Below are 21,942 nucleotides of genomic sequence, written 5' to 3' on the forward strand. Positions count from 1 at the left end.
TAAAAATATTATATGAAACTGCTTTCCATCAAAAAAACAAATAAATACATTATCTTTGCAATCTAAACGAACACTGAAAGATTGCAATATGGGTAGAATAAAAGTTTCAGCACCTGAAAATATAAATACAAACATACTTTTACCGTCGTCAAAGAGTATATGCAACAGGGCTCTTATTATAAAAGCACTGTCAAAACATGACGGGAAAATAGAGAACTTGTCCGAATGCGACGACACTTTCGTGATGGTGCGCGCACTTAGTGAAATGACCGACACTATAGACATCATGGCGGCAGGTACAGCCATGAGATTTCTCACTGCATATCTTTCGGTTACAGAAGGCGAACATATCATTACGGGGACTGAAAGGATGAGACAACGCCCTATAAAAATTCTGGTGGATGCCTTGCGAAGCTTAGGAGCAGACATTGAATATACCGAAAAAGAAGGTTTCCCTCCACTGAAAATCAGAGGAAAAGAACTTAATGGGAATTCTATCTCACTGCCGGGAGACATCAGTTCACAATACATATCCGCTCTTATGATGATAGGTCCTACTCTTAAAAACGGACTTACTCTAAACCTGACAGGCAATATTGTTTCAAAACCATATATCAATCTTACAATCCAGATAATGAAAGAGTTCGGAGCTGATGCCGTATGGGCAGACGAACACACTATATGCATAAGCAACGATACTTACAAACCTACTCCATACTATGTGGAAAGTGACTGGAGCGCTGCTTCTTACTGGTATGAGATGACAGCCCTGTCGGACAACGCTCGTGTGGAACTTCCAGGACTTTTCGAAAAGAGTTTTCAGGGCGACTCAAAAGTGGCAGAACTGTTTGAGCAACTGGGTGTAACAACCGAATATGGAGACAAGAATGTAGTTCTGACCAAAAGCGGAAAAGTAACAGACAAAATGGAATACGATTTCGTAAACCAGCCAGACCTGGCACAGACGTTCGTAGTGACCTGTTGCATGATGGGAATACCGTTCCGTTTCAGTGGTCTGCAAAGTCTAAAGATAAAGGAGACAGACCGTATGGCTGCACTTATAAACGAGATGAAGAAACTGGGATACGTAATATCGGAAAGCGACAGTTCGGTATTGTCGTGGGACGGAGAAAGATGCGAAAGTGACGCAAACCCAGCCATAGACACATACGAAGACCACAGAATGGCAATGGCATTTGCACCAGCAGCACTGAAGCTGAAGAACATCAGAATAAACAATCCGCAAGTGGTATCAAAATCATATCCCGGTTTCTGGAATGATTTGACCAAGGCAGGTTTCAACATAATGGAGGAATAAAGACATGTGGATACTCGTTTTAGCACTCATCGGTGTTGCGCTGTTCGGACTTATTGCCGGATACTTCTATAACCGCAACATCCAGAAGAAAATTGAAAAAGGAGAAATAACCGAAGAGCCGCAAGTGGTTGAGGTGGACAGCGAATGCTGCGGTCAGCACGAGACATGCGAGAAGGATAGTCTTCTGGCAGCCGTAAGCAAGAAAATAGAATACTACGACGATGAAGAGCTGGACCGTTTCAAGGGACGTACATCAGATAGCTACACCGAGGAAGAGATAGAAGAATTCAGAGACATTCTTTACTCCACTCAGGAAGTAGAGGTGGCAGGATGGTGCCGAAGCCTGCAATTGCGCGGCATTGAACTGCCGGACGAACTTAAGGACGAACTGTTCCTGATTGTGGGAGAAAGAAGAATACATTGATTTAGTTAAGAACAAAAAAACTAATTATGACCGATTTCATAGAACTGTTCCAATATACATTTTTCCAGAATGCACTGCTGGGAAGTCTTTTTGCAAGTATTGCCTGTGGAATAATAGGTACATACATCGTGACAAGACGCCTGGTCTTCATCAGCGGAGGCATAACCCATGCTTCATTCGGAGGAATAGGAATAGGGCTATATACAGGTATTTCGCCGCTTCTTACAGCTGCCATATTCTCTGTGTTGTCGGCATTTGGAGTGGAATGGCTAAGCAAGAGAAGCGACATGCGGGAAGACTCCGCCATTGCCGTGTTCTGGACTTTCGGTATGGCAGTGGGAATTATCTTCAGTTTTCTCGCTCCGGGATTTACGCCTGAGCTTTCTTCATTCCTCTTTGGAAATATTCTGACCATTACTCCCGGTGATATCATACTGCTTGGCATAATAAGTCTCGCACTCGCCGTATTCTTTGCAATATTCCTGAGACCTATAGTATCAATAGCATTCGACAGGGAGTTTGCACGCTCACAGCGTCTGCCGGTGACACTGTTCGAATATACGCTGATGATGTTCATTGCACTGACCATAGTGGCTTGTCTAAGAATGATAGGTATAGTTCTTGTCATCTCATTGCTTACACTGCCACAAATGACAGCAAATCTATTTACATACAGTTTCAAGAAGATTATCTGGCTGTCAATACTGATAGGCTACATAAGCTGTCTGGGTGGTCTGATACTGTCATATCAGCTTCAAGTACCCTCAGGAGCATCAATCATATTTACTTCTATAGTGATTTATGCCATAGCGAAGATTATAAGAAGGAAAAGTTAATGAAGTTAAGTATTAAAGGATTCAACAAACTCATATAATTATGGAAATAAAGATTAATTCACTGGAACAGATCCATGAAGCAGCGAAACAATTCATCGCTGAAATGGGCGACAATACAGTCTTTGCTTTCTACGGCAAGATGGGTGCAGGAAAAACCACATTCATCAAGGCTGTGTGTGAAGAACTTGGAGTGACAGATGTTATAAACTCACCTACTTTTGCTATCGTAAACGAATACCGTTCTGAAACTGCAGGCGAACTGATTTATCACTTCGATTTCTACAGAATCAAGAAGCTGGAAGAAGTTTACGACATGGGATATGAAGATTATTTCTATAGTGGCGCACTCTGCTTCATAGAATGGCCTGAACTGATAGAGGACGTGCTTCCGGGTAACACCGTAAACGTATATATAGAAGAGACAGAAGACGGAACACGTACCGTACGTTTCGAAACTGAATAACGATGATTGCACACTACATAATACAATCGGTTTTTGTACTGGTAGGGATTTTGTCTCTCATGGCATCAGTCTTTAACTGGGAATGGTTCTTCACAGCACAGAACTCACAGTTCATAGTGAGAACTCTTGGGAGAAACAAATCCAGAATATTCTATGCAATACTTGGTTTGGCTATGATTGCGGCAGGGATATATTTCTTTCTGTCCGTACGCGAAGCCTACAAATAGACAATTATTATTTTACATAATCAAAAAACAGCCGGTCAGGAAAAATCCCAACCGGCTGTTTTTTCATAAAATAATATTGTATTCCGAGAAAAGTTTCAGATTTATATTCAGGACTTTAATCTACAGTTACTGATTATCTTTCTGACGAATTTCCACACGACGGATCTTTCCACTGATAGTCTTTGGGAGTTCATCCACAAACTCTATCACACGAGGATATTTGTATGGAGCGGTAACACGCTTCACGTGATCCTGAAGTTCCTTTATCAACGCATCGCCTGCCTTATCCTTATAATCCTTTGCAAGGATAATTGTAGCCTTGACCACCTGTCCGCGGATTTCGTCAGGAACTCCTGTAATGGCACATTCAACTACAGCAGGGTGTGTCATCAACGCGCTTTCCACTTCAAACGGGCCTATACGGTAACCGGAACTCTTGATTACATCATCAGCACGGCCAACAAACCAGTAATAACCGTCTTCATCGCGCCATGCCACATCGCCAGTATAATAAACACCGTCATGCCAAGCCTCGTGTGTAAGCTCAGGGGCACGATAATACTCCTTGAACAATCCTAATGGCTTGCCATGATTTGTACGTACCACAATCTGTCCCTGCTCGCCATCTTCGGCACTGCGTCCGTCTGGCTTGATAAGATCTATCTCATACTGTGGATTAGGCACACCCATACTTCCCGGTTTCGGTTCCATCCATGGGAATGTGGCAAGTGTCAATGTTGTTTCTGTCTGTCCGAAACCTTCCATCAGGCGTATTCCTGTTATCTTGAGGAATGTTTCATATACTGAGTAGTTCAAAGCCTCACCGGCAGTAGTACAGTATTCCAATGATGAAAGATCGTACTTGGACAGATCTTCACGTATGAGGAAACGATATATTGTAGGAGGCGCACAAAGAGATGTGATATGATAGTCGTGTATCTTCTGAAGAATATCTGCAGGAGTGAACTTCTCATGATCATATACAAAGACTGTTGCACCTGCTATCATCTGTCCGTACAATTTTCCCCAAACAGCCTTACCCCATCCGGTATCGGCAATAGTAAGATGAAGACTGTCCTTATGAAGATTATGCCAGAAACTTCCTGTAACGATGTGTCCCAACGGATAAGTGAAGTCATGTGCCACCATCTTAGGTTCGCCTGTGGTACCGGATGTGAAATACATCAATGATATATCGTCGTTGGTATTTACATGCTCAGGACGGACAAAAGGAGCCGCATTATCTATTCCCTTATGAAAATCAAGGAAGCCTTCAGGTATGTCAGGACCTATGCTAACGAGTTTCTCTACTGTAGGAGACTCAGGCATTGCATCTATCACATGTTTTGTAATCACTTCTTCGCCCGCCATTACAATCATCTTGATAGATGCAGCATTGCAGCGGTAAACAATATCTTTTTTGGTAAGAAGGTGTGTAGCAGGAATTACAACAGCACCTAATTTGTGAAGAGCAATAATGGAATACCAGAACTCATAACGGCGCTTTAGGATAAGCATAACCTTATCACCATGACCAATACCGAGACTCTGAAAGTAAGATGCAGTCTGATCAGTATATTTCTTAAGGTCGGCATATGAAAAATGAATGCATGCACCTTTATCATTTGTCCATAATATCGCTTCTTTTTCCGGCTCTTCGGCAGCCCACGCATCCACTACATCGTAGCCGAAATTGAAATTTTCAGGAACTTCTATCCTGAAATTCTTTATAAAATCCTCCTGTGAGGTAAAATGTGTCTGTTTTACAAATCTCTCTAACATATCTCGTATCTGATTATTGCATTACTATAGCTAAGAATCTAACGTTGTTTCCGTCGAGTGCCTTCATTCCGTGAGGAAGAGAGGAATCGAAATACAAGCTGTCGCCCGGATTGAGGATAAGCTCCTTGCCATTGATATCAAGCAACAAACGTCCTTCAATCACCATATTGAATTCCTGTCCGGCATGAGTGTTATAATATATAGGTGTGGTTTCAGGCTTAGGTTCTACCGTTACAATAAACGGATCTGCAATTCTGTTCTTGAAACCTGAGGCCAATGACTCGTACTTGTAAGCCTTTGTTCTTTCCACTGAAATACCTGTTCCACGGCGTGTAAGGAAATATGAGCGCATATGAGGTTCTTCGCCAAACATAAGTTCATCCAATGAAACTCCAAACTCGGCCGAAATCTTCTGAAGTGTACTTACCGAGAGGTCTGTCTCACCACTTTCCATAGCGACATACTGTTCTGGAGTTACTCCAATCTTTTCAGCTACCTGCTCAACTGTCAGGTCAAGAGCATCGCGCAATCCATGCAAGCGCATTGCTATTTGTTTTATCTGTTCATCCATAGTCTTTAAGTTATTTGCCACAAAAATAATAAAAAGTATGTCATTATGAAAGTTATTCTAAATATAAATAATCATAATGTACAAGATAAGGTTTACCGTGAATACCCATTACAGCCTTTGCATCAGCTGATGACATACTTACACGACCTACACCTATCTTCTCGTCATCAGGATTTACGATAGTGACAATATCATCCTTCTCAAAATCGCCTATTATATCTGTCACTCCTACAGGAAGAAGACTTACCGCCTTGTCACCACGCAGTTTATCCGCAGCTTTATGATTGACTACAATCTTACCCTTTGAAAAACCGTCGCTGTGGGCAATCCATTTCTTGATACTTGACACACCGTTCTCCGAAGGAACAAACTTCGTGCATACGGTTTCTTCAGGATTGGAAATCAGATCAACGAGTATATTGTCCTTCTTTCCATTGGCAATAAATACTGTAATCCCCTCGTCTGCCACCTTGCGGGCAATGCTGCTTTTAGTCAGCATACCTCCCCTGCCAAATCCTGATTTTTCGGTACTGATATAATCTGACAGATCCTTACCCTGTTCCACTTCTCTGATAACAGTCACTCCCGGCTGAGAAGGAGCGCCATTGTATATGCCGTCAATATTGCTTAGAATAACCAATGCCTGAACATCCATCATGGCTGCAATCAGTCCTGAGAGTTCGTCATTGTCAGTAAACATAAGTTCCGTAACAGAAATAGTGTCGTTCTCATTCACAATGGGAATAACATCATTGTCCAGCATAACCTGCATACAGTTGCGCTGATTGAGATAATGTCGTCTTGTGGAGAAACTTTCCTTAGTTGTAAGCACCTGACCTACCGTAATTCCATGTTCGCGAAACAGTTCGTAATATCTGTTTATCAGCTTGGCCTGCCCTACTGCCGAAAACAACTGACGGCTGTCAACACTGTCAAGCTTGCGCAAAGGCTTTACCTCACTGCGTCCGGAAGCCACTGCTCCAGATGATACAAGTACTATTTCAACTCCTGCCCTGTGAAGTTCTGCCACCTGGTCAACCAATGCGGACATTCGCGTAACATCGAGCGTACCATCCTTGCGTGTAAGTACATTGCTGCCAATTTTTACCGCTATTCTTTTATATTTACATTCCATACATTTTTTGATTTCATATCTATTAATGACGCAAATATAAGAAATTACGGACATCAAATTACAAAATCATGCTGTATTTTTATTTCAGATTACTTATTGACATAATTTTCACAAGAATATTACCAACAGAAAGGCAGCGCGACACCGGACTGCCTCACCATATCATAAATCAATATACGTCTTTAATACTGCCACATATTCTTCGAAAGCCTTCCTTCCGGCTTCAGTCATACGGCATGAAGTTCTTGTCTTCTTTCCGATAAACTCTTTCGTCACTTCAATATATCCTGCACTGCTCAGTTTATCAAGCTGCACACTGATATTACCTGCAGTAGCATTAGTTTTCTCTTTCAAATAATTAAAATCAGCCTCATCAACTGACAGTAAAAGAGTCATTATCGCAAGCCTTAACTGAGAATGTATCAGAGGATTTAATTCTTTAAGCATTGTTGTCTGGAATTTCTGTTAATAATATGTCCAGGTATAATCATCATAAATAGAAAAGCTATTCCGAAATACAAATGCCAATATACTGTGGAATTGCCATCCGAAACAAGTACTACAAGCATGTACAAACCGATAAAAAATGCCAACAGCGGTGTATAGACAAGAACTTTCATGTTGGTTATGACGCCTGTAATGGATGTTCCTATTCCTGCATAGAGCAGACTCAACGGAAGCATCAGAGTAAAACTGCATACTCCTGTATGAAAACCGAAAAGAACTATAGCAATAATAGTCAACAAGAACATTGAGCCTATAACAGACCATGTATTTGCTATCGCCTTATCCATATACGTCACAACCTGATGCTTCTCTTTTCTGTCCTTGATCTTCATCACTATACCCGGAACAAACATCAGAAACCATAAAGCTGCCCATAACGGATTGGCAGTGAAATAAACCATAGCAAAAGCAACAATTGAAATAATAAAAGCCGAATAACCATAATAAAGGAAAACATTGCCGCTTCCAACTTCCATATTCTGCTTTGTCTGTTTTAACATCTGGGAAATCAGTTCCAAACTGTCTTTCTCCGAAAATAGATTTTCTTTCATACACAATAATTTTTTAATGTTCTACACTTCTATATGGACGTTTTTGTACAAAAAGCTCATTTCCCGTTTATCAGTTTATTCATACATAAATTAGTTTATAAAATAAACCATATACTTATTAAAAAAAAGAAGACTTGTCTTCTTTACAGTGCAAATATAAAACAGTTTATTTTATAAACCAAATAAAAAAGCAATTATTTTTATATCTAATACCATTTTAAACAATTGAAATATCATATCGTGTATTATTAAGACAAAGCTCGTACAAAGCATCAGTCAATCAATAACCATCCTACATTTTTTCTGATATCAGTTTTTATTGATAACTTTGCCTGACTAAATTACAATTGGACTTTTATGATTAAAGCTATATTTTTCGACATCGACGGAACACTGGTTTCGTTCAAGACACACAGAGTACCGGAATCAACCAAACAGGCACTTAAAGAGTTAAGAGAAAAAGGTATAAAGGTATTTATCGCTACAGGACGCCCGAAATTGCTTATAAACAATCTTGAAGATCTTGAATTCGACGGATATATAACCCTGAACGGTGCCCACTGCTTTACAGCTGACCACAAGGATATATACAAGGGACTGATACCTGCCGAAGATATAGAAAGAGTTGTGGAATATACTAAAAACCACGACTATCCGTTCGTCTTTGTGCACGACAATCAATGGTTTATCACAAAAGTGGATAAAGCGGTGGAAGACATAGCCAAACTGATAGAGATTTCCATTCCTCCTGTTAAACCGGGAGAAGAAGCACTCGGAAAAGATATTCTCCAGATTATGGGATACTTCCCTACTGAAGCCGATGAAGAAATCTTCGGCAAGATACTTACTCATTGCGAAACAATGAGATGGCACCCGCTATTTGCTGACATCATAAATAAAGGTACAAGCAAGAGCCGCGGCATAGATGAAGTAATAAAGCATTACGGCATAAAGCTCGAAGAGACAATGGCTTTCGGCGATGGCGGAAACGATATCAACATGCTTGAACATGCCGGAATAGGGGTTGCCATGGACAATGCATCGGACAAAGTCAAAGCTGCAGCCGACTATATCACGTCATCTGTGGATGATAACGGCATCATAAATGCTTTGAGACATTTCAATATATTATAGTACTCAACGCAGCATTACCACACGGCGCAAGATAAGCTGTTTATACTGCTTTTTCATATCATCGGGCAAAAAAGAATTATCTATCAGTTCGAACCACTTGGGCAATGCACGGCTGAAGCGGCGGGAAAGATTCTCGATAACTTTCTCGTCAACTCCCGATGCCGTTATCGCCTTGTAAAAGTCAGCCTTACGCAAACGGCTTTTCTTTCCGTTGAGGGTAAGAGCAAGCTCCTCAGTATCTTCAGGCATAACAAGATTTGTGGAAAGCATATCGTATGCCGGTGTAAGTGTGTAACCGCCCATCTGATTATAAAGAGAAAAGTTCTTGAGATGCATGTCGGCATTGCCGGTTATCCAACAGAAGACCACGACTTCCCAAAAATTTATAACATCAAGTTGCGGCGCAGAAGAGTAACGGCGGATAAGTTTGGCAATCTGTTCGTATGAACCCTTATACTTATATTCGGTAAGTCTTTCGGATAATTGACACATATCTTCCATAGCTATCTTACGACCATCCGGCTGGCGGTCTATACGGCGGGTAATATAACACAGTTCACCATCACTGAAACGTATCAGACTATGGGGAACCACATTGATTTTCACAGCCTCGGCAAGATGCATGGTAACATCCTCCAGTTCGGGCAAGGCACGGTATGAATGAGTCTGAGGTTTTAGGATGAAACGTCCCCAAAGACCAACTATTGTAAAACGGTCAGGCTCATTGCGTCCGCCCCGGTTAATATCAAGCGACAACTTGGCCTGCACACCTGTCAGCGTAGTCTGGCTACGTACAACCTGACGAGCCAAATCTCCCAATTGGGCACGTACGTATGGTAACTCAGGTGCGGTACGAGTTCCGAAGAATTTCTTGGCACATGCAGGATGAAAATCCTTCATGCCTTCTCCTAATTCCTTATAGCAATACAGGCATCTGCTCATAATTTATCCTCCTCTATTTCGTCGTCGGGTATAACACTTACGGCTCCTATACAATCCTTGCAGCAAGCCAAAAGAAGCGACATACGGTCCCGCTGGTTTATTTTCCAACTTCTCTCGGCAATATCCAGCAACCATCCTTCCGGTATCATACCGTCAAAGAACGGGAACAGCACCATATCGTGAAACGGTTTCTCTCCAAGAGGAAGTGTCAGACTGACTGCGGCTGCATCCGGCAGCTTCAGATAATCTGTGTCGTATGTAAAGGTGAATCCGTTTTCGTCTTCCACCAGTCTGCCTGCCAAGCGGTCATGCAGAAATACTTTTGCACGTTTCATTACTTATCCTCCCTTGATTTTGGACTCAGCTCAACAGGACCTACCTGACGACCGAAAAGACTGAGAACCTGATTTACCTTATCCATACGCAAGGTCTGTTTGCCCTGCTCCAAATCACGAACAAAGCGCAACCCTACTCCGGACTTATCAGCCAGATCGACCTGTGTCAATCCGAACTGGCGACGCATCTCCTTTACAAAATCTGCTATTACTGTGTATTCCATAATTATACCCTTTCGGGTACAAATATAATAATATATTCGACTTATTATACCTTTTAGGGTATAATTCAGTATCCAAAATTATTTTTTATACCCAAACGGGTATAGCTTAAAATTAAGGGCCAATTAAAATTATACCGCAATAGTCAGTTTTGCCAAATAGTCGTAATGCTCTCCGCTATATACAAGTTCGGTCTTAAAACCATACTGAGATGCATAAAAATTCAGAGTTTCGTAATCAAAATACAGCCACTTGAACTGTTCGCCTTTTATCTGCTTATACTGCATACTGAACTCTATCTCGCCATAATAATCGGCAGCCAGATCAATAAGCATACTTCCGTCCTCATCCTCGAACAGATATTTCAGGTCACTCGAATCCATAAGGATACATCCACCCGGCTTCAACAGCTCCTTCATACGCGTAAAGAATGTCTCCATATTCTGCAAAGAACCGATAATTCCGGAACCGTTCATTAACATTAATATAGTGTCATAACCACCGACAAACGACGGGTCGAAAAGATTAACCAGACGGGCATTAACCCCACTCTCTTCCATCACTTTTACAGATAAAGGAGATATATCTATAGCCTCAACATCCTTGCCCATATCTAGCAAAGCGACAGAATGACAACCACTTCCGGCACCTACATCAAGAATTTTGCCTGTAGCCATATCCAACGCCTTTCGCTCCAGCTCGGGCATTTCATCATATTCGCGGAAAAGAGTCTCTACAGGAATTTCATCCTCATCAAACTGTGGCGAGAAAACTCTGAGCCTTCCGGCCTGACCTTTACAGAAGTAATCATAAATGGCATTTCCCATTGGGTCTTTGCCTGTTTCAAGCAATCCGTAGTTCATATACATTATTTATATTACAATGCACAAAGTTACAAAAAAGTTATACATATACCGTACTGATGATTATTTATGCACCAATTTCACATTTTTTACGAATAAACATATAAAAAACTTCGTATTTATGCATGAAATCAAATAAATAGGTGTATATTTGCGCTCAATATAGAATAATTATACAATGAAAAGTAAGAGTACAAGGCTTGATGCCATTAAAATGATTATCTCCGTAAAAGAAATCGGAAGCCAGGATGAACTTCTTCAGGAACTGACTAAAGAGGGTTTCAGCCTGACACAGGCCACGCTTTCAAGGGACTTGAAACAACTGAAAGTGGCTAAAGCTGCCAGCATGAACGGCAACTATGTGTATGTACTTCCGAACAATACTATGTACAAGCGAATGACCAATCCGCCTGGAGCTACAGAGATGTTGCGCCATAACGGATTCATGGGAATAGAATTCTCAGGAAACATAGCTGTAATCAAAACAAGACCAGGATATGCCAGCAGTCTGGCATACGATATAGATGATCATAACTTTAACGAAATAATAGGTACCATTGCTGGTGATGATACCATAATGCTGGTAATCAGAGAAGGTTATTCACGCCAGAATGTGACAGACACACTTAGACTGATAATTCCAAATATAAACTGAAACAATAGAACATAAAAAAAGCTGAAGGAAACAACATACAAAAAACGATGGAAAAAGAAAAACAAATAGACGTAATGGTGGCTGACGCTTCACATGAAAAATATGTGGATTATATACTGGACACCATAAGAGAGGCTGCTAAAGTAAGAGGAACAGGTATAGCCGAACGTACTCATGAATACGTAGCTACAAAAATGAAAGAAGGTAAAGCTATTATAGCGCTGTGTGGAGATGATCTTGCAGGATTTACCTATATCGAATCGTGGGGAAACAAGCAATATGTTGCCACATCGGGACTTATTGTTCATCCAAAATATCGTGGACTGGGACTTGCAAAAAGGATCAAACATGCTTCGTTCACTTTAGCAAGACTAAGATGGCCTAAAGCAAAAATATTCAGTCTTACATCAGGAGCAGCAGTAATGAAAATGAATACAGAACTTGGATATGTTCCAGTAACATTCAACGAACTTACTGACGATGAAGCTTTCTGGAAAGGATGCGAAGGTTGCATCAACCACGAAATTCTGATGGCTAAGAACAGAAAATTCTGTATCTGTACAGCTATGTTGTATGATCCTGCTTTACACCAGGATGACAAAGTAAACAATTTCTAAAATTAAAGAACCCCAAAAACTCATACATATATGGAAAAGAAAAAAGTAGTTGTGGCATTCAGCGGCGGTCTTGATACATCATTCACTGTTATGTATCTAGCAAAAGAAAAAGGATACGAAGTATATGCGGCTTGTGCCAATACCGGAGGTTTCAGCCCGGAACAATTGAAACAGAACGAAGAAAATGCTTATAAACTAGGAGCTGTAAAATATGTTACTCTTGACGTTACTCAGGAATACTACGAAAAGAGTCTGAAATATATGGTTTTCGGAAACGTACTCCGTAACGGAACCTATCCTATATCTGTAAGTTCGGAACGTATTTTTCAGGCATTGGCCATTGCACGTTATGCAAACGAAATCGGTGCACACGCCATAGCACACGGTTCTACAGGTGCAGGTAACGACCAGGTTCGTTTCGATATGACTTTCCTTGTTATGGCTCCAGGTGTTGAAATCATCACACTTACACGTGATATGGCTTTGAGTCGTGAATACGAAATCAACTACTTGAAAGAACATGGTTTCGAAGCTGATTTCACTAAACTGAAATACTCTTACAATGTAGGTATATGGGGGACTTCAATCTGCGGTGGAGAAATTTTGGACTCTACTCAGGGATTGCCAGAAAGTGCATATCTGAAGCAGGTAAAGAAAACAGGTTCGGAAGAACTTAGACTTGAATTCAAGAAAGGTGAAATCTGCGCTGTAAACGGCGAGAAATTTGACGACAAGATTAAGGCTATCCAGAAGATAGAAGAAATAGGTGCTGCTTACGGTATCGGTCGTGATATGCACGTGGGAGATACTATCATCGGTATCAAGGGACGTGTAGGATTCGAAGCTGCTGCTCCTATGCTTATCATCGGCGCACACAAGTTCCTTGAAAAATATACTTTGAGCAAATGGCAACAGTACTGGAAGGATCAAGTTGCCAACTGGTATGGTATGTTCCTTCACGAAAGCCAGTATCTGGAACCTGTTATGCGCGACATCGAAGCTATGCTTACAGAAAGCCAGCGTAACGTAAACGGTACTGTTATTCTGGAATTGCGTCCTTACTGCTTCTCAACTGTAGGCGTTGATTCTAAGGATGACCTAGTGAAGAACAAGTTCGGTGAATACGGTGAAATGCAGAAAGGCTGGACAGCCGACGATGCAAAAGGATTCATCAAGGTTCTTTCTACTCCGCTCAGAGCCTATTATGCTAACCATAAAGACGAGGCGGACGTATGATAAAAGTAGGAATTATAGGTGGTGCAGGATATACGGCAGGCGAGCTTATTCGTCTGCTTATCAACCATCCTGAAGTAGAGATAGTATTTATCAACAGTTCGAGCAACGCCGGAAACAAGATTACAGATGTTCACGAAGGTCTGTACGGAGAAACAGAACTTACATTTACAGACGAGCTCCCATTAGACAAGATAGACGTTCTTTTCTTCTGTACAGCTCACGGCGATACAAAGAAGTTCATGGACAGCCACAACGTACCTGAAGACTTGAAGATTATTGACCTGTCTATGGATTATCGTATAAAGAGCGACGACCATGATTTCATCTACGGACTGCCGGAACTGAACAGACGCGCTATCTGCCATAGCAAGCATGTAGCCAATCCGGGATGCTTTGCCACTTGTATCCAGTTGGGACTTCTACCTTTGGCCAAGAACCTGCTGCTCAACGGAGATGTAATGGTTAATGCCATCACAGGAAGTACAGGAGCAGGAGTAAAACCTGGCGCTACGAGCCACTTCAGCTGGCGTAACAACAACATGAGCATCTACAAGCCGTTCCAGCATCAGCATGTTCCTGAAATCAAGCAGTCACTGTGTCAGCTGCAGAACAGTTTCGATTCTGATATAGATTTCATTCCTTACCGTGGCGACTTCGCACGAGGAATCTTCGCTACTATTGTGGTAAAGACTAAAGTAGAACTTGAGGAAATCAAAAAGATGTATGAAGATTATTATGAAGAAGATTCTTTCGTACATATTGTAGACAAAAATATCGATCTGAAACAGGTGGTAAACACTAACAAGTGTCTGCTCCATCTGGAGAAACATGGCGATAAGCTGCTCATCATATCATGTATCGACAATCTGCTGAAAGGTGCAAGCGGTCAGGCCGTTCATAACATGAACCTGATGTTCAACCTTGAGGAAACAGTAGGACTGAGACTGAAACCAAGTGCGTTTTAGTTAATGAATAATTTAAAATTAAGAATTAATATTTGGATACAGCGAACTATATTTCAAGTTCAAAATACCAACTATTAATTCTTAATCATATAAAGAATAATTATTTATTGGTATAGCCAACTCTCAGTTCTTAATTATTAATTATTAATTCTTAATTAGATTATGACCCTCTTCGACGTATATCCCCTTTTCGACGTAAACATTGTGAAAGGTAAAGGCTGTCACGTATGGGACGCGAAAGGAAATGAATATCTTGACCTGTACGGAGGACATGCAGTAATATCAATAGGACATGCCCATCCGCATTATGTAGAAGCCGTAAGCAATCAGGTAGCAAAATTGGGCTTCTATTCAAACTCGGTAATCAATACGCTGCAGAAAGACCTTGCCGAAAAGCTTGGAGCTATGTGTGGTTACGATGATTATCAGCTGTTCCTGATCAACTCAGGTGCCGAAGCCAACGAAAATGCATTGAAACTGGCTTCATTCTATAACGGACGTACCAGAGTTATTTCTTTTGCAAAAGCTTTCCACGGACGTACTTCACTGGCAGTGGAAGTGACAAACAATCCTAAAATCATAGCTCCGATAAACGACAACGGACATGTAACATATCTTCCTCTTAATGATACTGAAGCTGTAAAGGCAGAACTTTCAAAAGGTGATGTATGCGCAGTTATCATCGAAGGTATACAGGGTGTGGGCGGTATCCAGGTGCCAAACACAGAGTTCATGAAAGAACTTAGACGTGCATGTGATGAGACAAATACTGTACTCATTCTTGACGAAATACAGTCAGGCTACGGAAGAAGCGGTAAATTCTTTGCTCATCAGTATATGGGTATCAAGCCGGATATGATTACTGTAGCAAAAGGAATCGCAAACGGATTCCCTATGGCAGCCGTACTTATCAGCCCTAAGTTCACTCCGGTATACGGACAGCTTGGTACGACATTCGGCGGAAACCATCTGGGATGTGCAGCCGCAATAGCTGTACTTGACGTGATGAAGGAAGAGAACCTGATAGAAAACGCTGCAAAAGTAGGTGCACACCTTATGGAAGAGCTCAAATCCTTCAAGGGAATAAAGGAACTTCGCGGACTGGGACTTATGATTGGTTTGGAGTTTGAAGAACCGATCAAGGAAATCCGCAGCAAACTTCTTTTCGAACAGAAAGTATTTACAGGTGTAAGCGGAACAAATGTCATCCGTCTGTTGCCTCCTCTCTGCTTGAGTATGGCAGAAGCTGACGAATTCCTGGAAAGACTTCACAATGTAGTAAAATAAAGGCAGAAAAGTATGAAAATAGCAATTATCGGTGCAGGAAACATGGGTGGCGCCATTGCGCGCGGCCTGGCACACGGACAGTATATTGATGCAGGCAGCATAACAGTTTCAAATCCAAGCAACGCAAAGCTTGAGAAACTGAAAGAAGAATATCCTGACATAAACATAACCAACAACAATAAGGAAGCGGCCGACGGAGCTGACATAGTAATCCTTGCTGTGAAACCATGGAAGATGGAAGAGGTGCTCAAGCCTCTACGTCTGCGACAGCCACAGATTCTGGTATCAGTTGCAGCAGGACTTACCTTCGAGGATCTGGCTCATTTTGTTGATCCGGAGATGCCTATATTCCGTGTAATTCCTAACACTGCAATTGCCATAAACGAAAGTCTTACACTAATAGCTTCAAGAAACGCTTCGACAAAACAGACTGACATGATGATCAAGCTGTTCAATGAGATGGGAGTTGCCATACTGATAGAAGAAAAGCTTTTTCCGGCAGGCACTTCGCTCACATCGTGCGGAATAGCATACGTTCTCAAATATGTTCAGGCAGCCATGCAGGCAGGTATCGAACTTGGATTCAAGCCAAAGGAAGCAAAGAAAATGATTGCACAGACCATGCTTGGCGCCGCACAGATTCTACTTAATGATGAGGACTCACATCCGGCTACTGAAATAGAAAAGGTTACCACTCCTGGCGGTATAACCATCAAGGGGCTGAACCGACTGGAACATGACGGATTTACATCGGCTGTGATAAATGCAATAAAAGAAACTTGCATCTGAAAATAACTTGACATATATCAATACGCCATATTGGAATAATGACGTAACTTTGCAGCCGGAAAAATCAAAAGCCAAGTGGACAAAGTTATTCAACAGACTAATATTAAAAGGGGACTTACCAAACTGGTAGTCCCTATTTTTATAGAAACGCTCCTGATAATGATGCTGGGAGCTATCGACACAGTGATGCTTAGCCAATATTCCGACGAAAGTGTAGCTGCAGTTGGAGTGGTAAACCAAATAGTAATGTTCGCATTCCTCATATTCGAGGTTATAAACATCGGAACATCAGTACTCTGTTCTCAATATCTGGGAGCCAAACTACAACAGAAAATGGTACAGGTGGTAGGAGTATCACTATTGTTAAACCTTGTTGTAGGACTAATAGTCAGTGCTATATTGCATTTCGGTGCTGTAACCCTGTTAAACTGGATGGGACTTCGCCCCGAACTTCTCCAATATGGTATAGGCTATATGGAAATAGTAGGAGCGTTCGCTTTCTTCCAGGCAATATCACTCACCATTTCAGCATCACTCCGTAGTGCCAACAAGGCCATTTACCCTATGCTTGTCACTGTCCTGGTGAATATAATGAACATAATAGGAAACTATATCCTCATATTCGGAAAATTCGGTTTCCCTGCCATGGGTGCCGAAGGTGCCGCTATATCAACATCCATAGCAAGAGGTGTAAGTATGGTAGTATTGTTCGTGATTCTTTTCAGAAAACATATTTCACGATTTCCTCTTGAACTGTTCAGACCATTCCCATGGATTGAGCTTAAAAACCTGCTTAAAATAGGAATACCTTCTGCCGGAGAAAACATGTCATACAGTTTCTCACAGGTTGTAATCACTTATCTGATAAATATATTGGGCAACAATGCACTTGCCACACGTACATACACCGTAAACATTGTGATGTTTGTCTATCTGTTTGCCATCGCAATGGCTCAGGGTGGCGCAATCAGCATCGGACACCTTGTGGGACAAAACAAGATACGTGCCGCATATTTGTTAGGCAAGTTTGTAATGCGTATTTCCATCCTGGTATCTCTCATCCTTTCATGTATCTGGGCTGTATGCGGTCATGCCATATTCAGCATGCTCACAAACAACGAAGAAATAATCAAACTGGGGGTTACTATTCTTATGATAGACGTACTTGTGGAAATAGGTAGAACCGTAAACATATATGCTACAAATGCACTTCGTTCTGCAGGAGATGTTAACTTCCCGTTCTACCTTGGTGTCATCGTACAGTGGAGTGTCTCTGTAGGATTGAGCTACATGCTCGGTATTTACTGGGGATGGGGACTCGTAGGAATGTGGGTAGCATTCCTATTCGACGAGAACATTCGTGCCATAGTTTTTGTAAAACGATGGAACAGCATGAAATGGGCCAAGAAAAGCTTTACAAGAAATCGGTCTTGAATTTACGGAGTTGTGCCCTGAGCTGATGTGAATTACCTTCAGTCATACTGTCAAGCAGTTTCCAGAATTCAGGCCCGTGATTCATTTCTTTTGTATGTGCCAATTCGTGCAAGATGACATAATCCATCAGATGAACAGGTAACAGCATCAGATAACATGAAAGACTGATAGTTCCACGCGAGGTACAGCTTCCCCAACGCGATTTGGCTCCGGTTATTCTCACCTTACGATATGACATACCGTACTTTTCAGCCCAAAATCCGAGCAAAGGTGGCAAAAATTCTTCGGCACTTTTCTTCATGGCTCGCACAATGGCTGCATTAAGTAATTTCTGTGTCTGCGAAGAACTGAAATCCACATTTTGTGGACATAGAATCTTCATAACTCCCTCTTCCTCACGACGGACAGAGAAACACTTCATCCCTCCCACTCCAACGGTAAGCTTGAAACATGGAGCATCAATCGAAAATCCGTCTGTTATCATCTTCGGGGATACCTTGGTGAAAGAGGCAAGTAGTTTCTGCCTGTAATCGGCTATAACCTGCATAATGCGTTCTGTCTTAGTGAACGGAGGAACAGTGACATAAAGACCATCTTTCTTTATGCGTATGGAAATGTTTCTGGCATTTATGCGTGTACCTATCACTATCTTACCAAAATCATCATCAGGGATTATTCGTTTTGTTGCCACGTTTTGAATTAAGAATTAAAAATTAAAGAATTAAGAGTTAAAGGGTGAAGGTTGATGAAGTCAATTTTATCACATTTAGTTTTGGTAAAAATCATTAAAGAAAAGGGGCGGAATCAAAAGTCCACCCCTATATCCAGTATAATTAATCATTTCTGATAACAGTTCCTGCAGAAACATCTCCTATATCCGATGCCTGTTTTATTATTACCTGCTTCACACCATTGTCGATAGCAGAGAAAGAGTTCTCCAGCTTTGGAATCATACCTCCCTGGATTACACCCTCTTCAGTATATTTGCGGAAGAGTTCAGGAGTAATGACAGGTATTACGCTGTCATCATCGTTTTCATCACTAAGAACACCCTTCTTTTCGAAGCAGAACACCAAAGTGACATCGAAGTAAGGAGAAAGACCTTTTGCAGTTTCTCCGGCTATGGTATCTGCATTTGTGTTCAGGATATTTCCCTTGCCGTCGTGAGTAAGCGGAGCCATTACAGGAACTATACCCTGGGAAATAAGCGCAGAAAGCATCTTTCCGTTCACTTCCTTAACATCGCCCACAAAACCATAGTCCACATCCTTGACAGGACGTTTTACAGAAAGAATGGCATTCATATCCGCACCTGTCAGACCGATGGCATTCACACCTCTAGCCTGTAATCCGGCTACTATATTCTTGTTCACCAAACCGCCATAAACCATAGTAACGACTTTCAAAGTCTCAGCATCGGTTACACGGCGACCGTTCACCATAGTGCTTTCTATTCCCAACTGTGCAGCAACCTTAGTGGCAGAACGTCCACCGCCATGCACCAGCAGTTTATATCCTGGTATTGAAGCGAAATCGTCAAGCAGGCGTGCAAGCGTATCAGATTCCTCTACAATCTTTCCGCCCACCTTTATAATAGTAAGTTTTTCCATAAATGTTTTTTTAGGTTACAAGTTAACAAGTTGACAAGTTAACAAGGTTACCATCCGGATGGAGAACCTTGTCAACTTGTAACTGAAGCCTTGTTAACTTCTAACAAAATTACTCAAGATAAGTATATCCATAAAGTCCAGAACGATAGTTAGAGAGGAATTCCTTTCCTTCTTCGAGCGAGATACGTCCTTCTTTCACAGACTTGGTAACCCAAGTTTCCAGCGTACGCACAAGTTTCTTAGGATTGTACTGTACATAGTCGAGCACTTCCGCTACAGTCTCACCGTCTATCACCTGGTCGATGCTGTAACCCTTCTCGTTTACAGTTACGTGAACCGCATTTGTATCACCGAACAGATTGTGCATATCGCCAAGGATTTCCTGATAAGCACCTACAAGGAATACACCGATATAATACGAATCCTTGCCTTTAAGAGTATGAACAGGCAAATCATGGGATACACTCCTTGAAGAAACGAAGTTGGCAATCTTACCATCAGAGTCACAAGTGATATCCTGCAGAGTAGCTGTACGGTCAGGTTTCTCATCAAGACGCTGTATAGGCATGATAGGGAAAATCTGGTCGATAGCCCAAGAGTCAGGCAAAGACTGGAAAAGAGAGAAATTACAGAAATACTTGTCGGCAAGCAATTTGTCTATATTTCTGAATTCTTCAGGTACATGCTTCAATCCTGAAGCTATCTGGGTTATTTCACGTGTGACAGACCAGTAAAGTTTCTCAATCTGCGCTCTTGTCTTCAAATCTACGATACCATGGCTGAACAGGTCAAGAGTTTCCTCGCGAATCTGCTGAGCATCATGCCAAGCCTCCAGCATACGGCTTTGGTTCAGATTATCCCAGATTTCGTAAAGTTCCTGCACTAGTTCATGATCATCCGGTGACACCTCAAAATCATCATCCATAGCAGGTAATGAAGCTGTTTCGAGCACTTCGAAAATCAATACAGAATGATGGGCAGTAAGCGAACGTCCACTCTCTGTAATAATATTAGGATGAGGGATACCGTTCTTGTTGCTGGCATCCACCATTATAGAAATTGAGTCGTTCACATATTCCTGAATAGAGTAATTCACACTACTTTCGCTGTTAGGAGAACGGGTACCGTCGTAATCTACTCCCAGACCACCGCCTATATCGACAAACTCTACAGGGAATCCCAACTGATGTAGCTGCACATAGAACTGTGAGGCCTCTCTGAGGGCAGTCTTGATACGGCGAATTTTTGTCACCTGGCTACCGATATGGAAATGGATCAACTTCAGACAGTCCTTCATATCCTTCTTTTCTATGAAGTCGAGTGCTTCAAGAAGTTCGCTTGAAGTCAGTCCGAACTTACTTGCATCGCCACCGCTTTCTTCCCATTTACCACTACCAGACGAAGCCAACTTGATACGGATACCAATGTTAGGACGGACATTAAGCTGTTTTGCCATCTTGGCAATCAGTCTCAGTTCGTTCATTTTCTCCACTACAAGGAAAATACGTTTACCCATCTTCTGAGCCAGAAGAGCCAGTTCGATGTAGCTTTCATCCTTATATCCATTACAGATTATAAGAGAATCAGAATCGGTATTGATGGCTATCACGGCATGCAGTTCAGGTTTTGAACCGGCTTCCAGTCCTAGATTGAATTTCTTTCCGTGGCTGATTATTTCCTCCACCACAGGACGCATCTGATTCACCTTGATGGGATAGATGATGAAGTTTTGAGCATTGTAGCCATACTCCTTCGATGCCTCTACAAAACAATTCGAAATTTTCTCAATTCGGTTGTCCAGGATATCCGGGAAGCGCACCAGCATAGGAGCTGTGACATCCCTAAGCTGAAGTTCGTCCACCAATTCCTTCAGATCCACAGCCACTCCGTCCTTTCGCGGAGTAACCACCACATGTCCCTTCTCGTTTATTCCAAAATAAGAAACACCCCATCCGGTGATGTTATAAAGCTCTTCCGAGTCTTCAATACGCCATTTTCGCATTTTGTAAGTTGTGAATTTATGAGTTAATAAGTATCTG

The 21,942-nt window shown here is 41.7% G+C and carries 25 protein-coding genes; 13 read left to right on the top strand and 12 right to left on the bottom strand.

Translation table 11 applies throughout. The features are described from left to right. Positions 1–88: 88 nt before the first annotated feature. From H6A61_RS04305 to H6A61_RS04325, 5 genes are read left to right on the top strand one after another with little or no spacing between them, the layout of a single operon-like run. The gene (locus H6A61_RS04305; protein WP_204391329.1) at positions 89–1,318 is read left to right on the top strand and encodes a 3-phosphoshikimate 1-carboxyvinyltransferase; all 1,230 of its coding nucleotides are present in this window, start codon (positions 89–91) and stop codon (positions 1,316–1,318) included. A gap of 4 nt (positions 1,319–1,322) precedes the next feature. Continuing rightward, complete coding sequence (locus tag H6A61_RS04310; RefSeq protein ID WP_204391331.1) at positions 1,323–1,742, top strand: phospholipase; 420 nt, start codon at positions 1,323–1,325, stop codon at positions 1,740–1,742. Positions 1,743–1,768: 26 nt separating this feature from the next. After that, positions 1,769–2,578 carry a metal ABC transporter permease gene (locus H6A61_RS04315; protein WP_204391333.1) on the top strand — a complete coding sequence of 270 codons (810 nt, stop codon included), beginning with the start codon at positions 1,769–1,771 and terminating at the stop codon, positions 2,576–2,578. 40 nt (positions 2,579–2,618) lie between these two features. Next, entirely contained in the window at positions 2,619–3,041 is a 423-nt protein-coding gene (gene tsaE / locus H6A61_RS04320) for a tRNA (adenosine(37)-N6)-threonylcarbamoyltransferase complex ATPase subunit type 1 TsaE (protein ID WP_204391343.1), read from the top strand. A gap of 2 nt (positions 3,042–3,043) precedes the next feature. Further along, the gene (locus tag H6A61_RS04325; protein ID WP_154044916.1) at positions 3,044–3,268 is read left to right on the top strand and encodes an immunity 17 family protein; all 225 of its coding nucleotides are present in this window, start codon (positions 3,044–3,046) and stop codon (positions 3,266–3,268) included. 126 nt (positions 3,269–3,394) lie between these two features. On the opposite strand, the gene H6A61_RS04330 is transcribed toward H6A61_RS04325, so the two are convergent. From H6A61_RS04330 to H6A61_RS04350, 5 genes are all read right to left on the bottom strand, one after another. Continuing rightward, positions 3,395–5,050 carry an AMP-binding protein gene (locus tag H6A61_RS04330; protein WP_204391345.1) on the bottom strand — a complete coding sequence of 552 codons (1,656 nt, stop codon included), beginning with the start codon at positions 5,048–5,050 and terminating at the stop codon, positions 3,395–3,397. Positions 5,051–5,063: 13 nt separating this feature from the next. Beyond that, the gene (locus H6A61_RS04335) at positions 5,064–5,621 is read right to left on the bottom strand and encodes a helix-turn-helix domain-containing protein (RefSeq protein ID WP_204391347.1); all 558 of its coding nucleotides are present in this window, start codon (positions 5,619–5,621) and stop codon (positions 5,064–5,066) included. A 52-nt stretch (positions 5,622–5,673) separates the two neighbouring features. Next, the gene (proB, locus tag H6A61_RS04340; RefSeq protein WP_204391349.1) at positions 5,674–6,756 is read right to left on the bottom strand and encodes a glutamate 5-kinase; all 1,083 of its coding nucleotides are present in this window, start codon (positions 6,754–6,756) and stop codon (positions 5,674–5,676) included. A 162-nt stretch (positions 6,757–6,918) separates the two neighbouring features. After that, positions 6,919–7,203 (bottom strand): winged helix-turn-helix domain-containing protein, encoded by a 285-nt coding sequence (locus H6A61_RS04345; protein WP_204391351.1) that lies wholly within the window; start codon positions 7,201–7,203, stop codon positions 6,919–6,921. Next, entirely contained in the window at positions 7,188–7,814 is a 627-nt protein-coding gene (locus tag H6A61_RS04350; RefSeq protein ID WP_204391352.1) for a hypothetical protein, read from the bottom strand. The genes H6A61_RS04345 and H6A61_RS04350 overlap by 16 nt, the downstream gene beginning before the upstream one ends. Before the next feature lie 357 nt (positions 7,815–8,171). Here H6A61_RS04350 and H6A61_RS04355 point away from each other — a divergent pair, with 357 nt between their 5' ends. Continuing rightward, on the top strand, positions 8,172–8,948 hold the full coding sequence (locus tag H6A61_RS04355; RefSeq protein ID WP_204391354.1) for a Cof-type HAD-IIB family hydrolase: 777 nt from the start codon (positions 8,172–8,174) through the stop codon (positions 8,946–8,948). A 3-nt stretch (positions 8,949–8,951) separates the two neighbouring features. On the opposite strand, the gene H6A61_RS04360 is transcribed toward H6A61_RS04355, so the two are convergent. From H6A61_RS04360 to H6A61_RS04375, 4 genes are all read right to left on the bottom strand, one after another. Beyond that, positions 8,952–9,890: a HipA domain-containing protein gene (locus tag H6A61_RS04360; protein WP_204391356.1), complete on the bottom strand. Its 939-nt coding sequence runs from the start codon at positions 9,888–9,890 to the stop codon at positions 8,952–8,954. Beyond that, positions 9,887–10,225 carry a HipA N-terminal domain-containing protein gene (locus H6A61_RS04365; RefSeq protein WP_204391358.1) on the bottom strand — a complete coding sequence of 113 codons (339 nt, stop codon included), beginning with the start codon at positions 10,223–10,225 and terminating at the stop codon, positions 9,887–9,889. Before H6A61_RS04365 ends, H6A61_RS04360 begins: the two co-directional genes overlap by 4 nt. Further along, positions 10,225–10,449: a helix-turn-helix transcriptional regulator gene (locus H6A61_RS04370; RefSeq protein WP_154044923.1), complete on the bottom strand. Its 225-nt coding sequence runs from the start codon at positions 10,447–10,449 to the stop codon at positions 10,225–10,227. Before H6A61_RS04370 ends, H6A61_RS04365 begins: the two co-directional genes overlap by 1 nt. Before the next feature lie 129 nt (positions 10,450–10,578). After that, a complete protein-coding gene (locus tag H6A61_RS04375) occupies positions 10,579–11,310 on the bottom strand; it encodes a class I SAM-dependent methyltransferase (RefSeq protein WP_204391361.1) in 732 nt (243 codons plus the stop codon). A 178-nt stretch (positions 11,311–11,488) separates the two neighbouring features. On the opposite strand from H6A61_RS04375, the gene H6A61_RS04380 reads away from it, so the two are divergent. The 7 genes from H6A61_RS04380 (at position 11,489) to H6A61_RS04410 (ending at position 18,293) form a co-directional block, all read left to right on the top strand. Then, the gene (locus H6A61_RS04380; RefSeq protein WP_204391363.1) at positions 11,489–11,965 is read left to right on the top strand and encodes an arginine repressor; all 477 of its coding nucleotides are present in this window, start codon (positions 11,489–11,491) and stop codon (positions 11,963–11,965) included. Positions 11,966–12,012: 47 nt separating this feature from the next. Beyond that, positions 12,013–12,582, top strand: a complete 570-nt coding sequence (locus tag H6A61_RS04385; protein WP_204391365.1) for a GNAT family N-acetyltransferase — start codon at positions 12,013–12,015, stop codon at positions 12,580–12,582. 30 nt (positions 12,583–12,612) lie between these two features. Beyond that, positions 12,613–13,818 (top strand): argininosuccinate synthase, encoded by a 1,206-nt coding sequence (locus H6A61_RS04390; protein WP_154044927.1) that lies wholly within the window; start codon positions 12,613–12,615, stop codon positions 13,816–13,818. After that, on the top strand, positions 13,815–14,783 hold the full coding sequence (argC, locus tag H6A61_RS04395; protein WP_204391367.1) for an N-acetyl-gamma-glutamyl-phosphate reductase: 969 nt from the start codon (positions 13,815–13,817) through the stop codon (positions 14,781–14,783). Before H6A61_RS04390 ends, argC begins: the two co-directional genes overlap by 4 nt. Before the next feature lie 162 nt (positions 14,784–14,945). After that, entirely contained in the window at positions 14,946–16,070 is a 1,125-nt protein-coding gene (locus H6A61_RS04400) for an aspartate aminotransferase family protein (RefSeq protein WP_204391369.1), read from the top strand. Between the two features lie 12 nt (positions 16,071–16,082). Next, positions 16,083–16,859: a pyrroline-5-carboxylate reductase gene (proC, locus tag H6A61_RS04405; protein ID WP_204391371.1), complete on the top strand. Its 777-nt coding sequence runs from the start codon at positions 16,083–16,085 to the stop codon at positions 16,857–16,859. Between the two features lie 75 nt (positions 16,860–16,934). Continuing rightward, a complete protein-coding gene (locus H6A61_RS04410) occupies positions 16,935–18,293 on the top strand; it encodes an MATE family efflux transporter (protein WP_204391373.1) in 1,359 nt (452 codons plus the stop codon). Here H6A61_RS04410 and H6A61_RS04415 read toward each other — a convergent pair. The 3 genes from H6A61_RS04415 to speA all read right to left on the bottom strand — a co-directional run bounded on the left by H6A61_RS04415 (position 18,274) and on the right by speA (position 21,905). Continuing rightward, the gene (locus H6A61_RS04415) at positions 18,274–18,984 is read right to left on the bottom strand and encodes a YgjP-like metallopeptidase domain-containing protein (protein WP_204391375.1); all 711 of its coding nucleotides are present in this window, start codon (positions 18,982–18,984) and stop codon (positions 18,274–18,276) included. The two genes, H6A61_RS04410 and H6A61_RS04415, sit on opposite strands and share 20 nt — an antisense overlap. 142 nt (positions 18,985–19,126) lie before the next feature. Then, positions 19,127–19,903 (bottom strand): acetylglutamate kinase, encoded by a 777-nt coding sequence (gene argB, locus H6A61_RS04420; RefSeq protein ID WP_204391377.1) that lies wholly within the window; start codon positions 19,901–19,903, stop codon positions 19,127–19,129. A 109-nt stretch (positions 19,904–20,012) separates the two neighbouring features. After that, positions 20,013–21,905: a biosynthetic arginine decarboxylase gene (speA, locus tag H6A61_RS04425; protein WP_204391385.1), complete on the bottom strand. Its 1,893-nt coding sequence runs from the start codon at positions 21,903–21,905 to the stop codon at positions 20,013–20,015. Positions 21,906–21,942: the final 37 nt, after the last annotated feature.

The organism is Bacteroides caecigallinarum, from assembly GCF_016901995.1.
GTDB classification, from domain to species: domain Bacteria; phylum Bacteroidota; class Bacteroidia; order Bacteroidales; family Bacteroidaceae; genus Phocaeicola; species Phocaeicola cellulolyticus.

Excerpts from the sequence above, each read along its gene's own strand:
- speA (WP_204391385.1), bottom strand. The coding sequence starts at position 21,905 with ATGCGAAAATGGCGTATTGAAGACTCGGAAGAGCTTTATAACATCACC.
- H6A61_RS04400 (WP_204391369.1), top strand. The coding sequence starts at position 14,946 with ATGACCCTCTTCGACGTATATCCCCTTTTCGACGTAAACATTGTGAAA.
- proC (WP_204391371.1), top strand. The coding sequence starts at position 16,083 with ATGAAAATAGCAATTATCGGTGCAGGAAACATGGGTGGCGCCATTGCG.
- H6A61_RS04355 (WP_204391354.1), top strand. The coding sequence starts at position 8,172 with ATGATTAAAGCTATATTTTTCGACATCGACGGAACACTGGTTTCGTTC.
- H6A61_RS04325 (WP_154044916.1), top strand. The coding sequence starts at position 3,044 with ATGATTGCACACTACATAATACAATCGGTTTTTGTACTGGTAGGGATT.
- H6A61_RS04390 (WP_154044927.1), top strand. The coding sequence starts at position 12,613 with ATGGAAAAGAAAAAAGTAGTTGTGGCATTCAGCGGCGGTCTTGATACA.
- H6A61_RS04315 (WP_204391333.1), top strand. The coding sequence starts at position 1,769 with ATGACCGATTTCATAGAACTGTTCCAATATACATTTTTCCAGAATGCA.
- H6A61_RS04345 (WP_204391351.1), bottom strand. The coding sequence starts at position 7,203 with ATGCTTAAAGAATTAAATCCTCTGATACATTCTCAGTTAAGGCTTGCG.
- H6A61_RS04310 (WP_204391331.1), top strand. The coding sequence starts at position 1,323 with ATGTGGATACTCGTTTTAGCACTCATCGGTGTTGCGCTGTTCGGACTT.
- H6A61_RS04330 (WP_204391345.1), bottom strand. The coding sequence starts at position 5,050 with ATGTTAGAGAGATTTGTAAAACAGACACATTTTACCTCACAGGAGGAT.
- H6A61_RS04385 (WP_204391365.1), top strand. The coding sequence starts at position 12,013 with ATGGAAAAAGAAAAACAAATAGACGTAATGGTGGCTGACGCTTCACAT.
- argB (WP_204391377.1), bottom strand. The coding sequence starts at position 19,903 with ATGGAAAAACTTACTATTATAAAGGTGGGCGGAAAGATTGTAGAGGAA.
- proB (WP_204391349.1), bottom strand. The coding sequence starts at position 6,756 with ATGGAATGTAAATATAAAAGAATAGCGGTAAAAATTGGCAGCAATGTA.
- tsaE (WP_204391343.1), top strand. The coding sequence starts at position 2,619 with ATGGAAATAAAGATTAATTCACTGGAACAGATCCATGAAGCAGCGAAA.
- H6A61_RS04350 (WP_204391352.1), bottom strand. The coding sequence starts at position 7,814 with ATGAAAGAAAATCTATTTTCGGAGAAAGACAGTTTGGAACTGATTTCC.
- H6A61_RS04360 (WP_204391356.1), bottom strand. The coding sequence starts at position 9,890 with ATGAGCAGATGCCTGTATTGCTATAAGGAATTAGGAGAAGGCATGAAG.
- H6A61_RS04365 (WP_204391358.1), bottom strand. The coding sequence starts at position 10,225 with ATGAAACGTGCAAAAGTATTTCTGCATGACCGCTTGGCAGGCAGACTG.
- H6A61_RS04335 (WP_204391347.1), bottom strand. The coding sequence starts at position 5,621 with ATGGATGAACAGATAAAACAAATAGCAATGCGCTTGCATGGATTGCGC.
- H6A61_RS04370 (WP_154044923.1), bottom strand. The coding sequence starts at position 10,449 with ATGGAATACACAGTAATAGCAGATTTTGTAAAGGAGATGCGTCGCCAG.
- H6A61_RS04380 (WP_204391363.1), top strand. The coding sequence starts at position 11,489 with ATGAAAAGTAAGAGTACAAGGCTTGATGCCATTAAAATGATTATCTCC.
- H6A61_RS04375 (WP_204391361.1), bottom strand. The coding sequence starts at position 11,310 with ATGAACTACGGATTGCTTGAAACAGGCAAAGACCCAATGGGAAATGCC.
- argC (WP_204391367.1), top strand. The coding sequence starts at position 13,815 with ATGATAAAAGTAGGAATTATAGGTGGTGCAGGATATACGGCAGGCGAG.
- H6A61_RS04305 (WP_204391329.1), top strand. The coding sequence starts at position 89 with ATGGGTAGAATAAAAGTTTCAGCACCTGAAAATATAAATACAAACATA.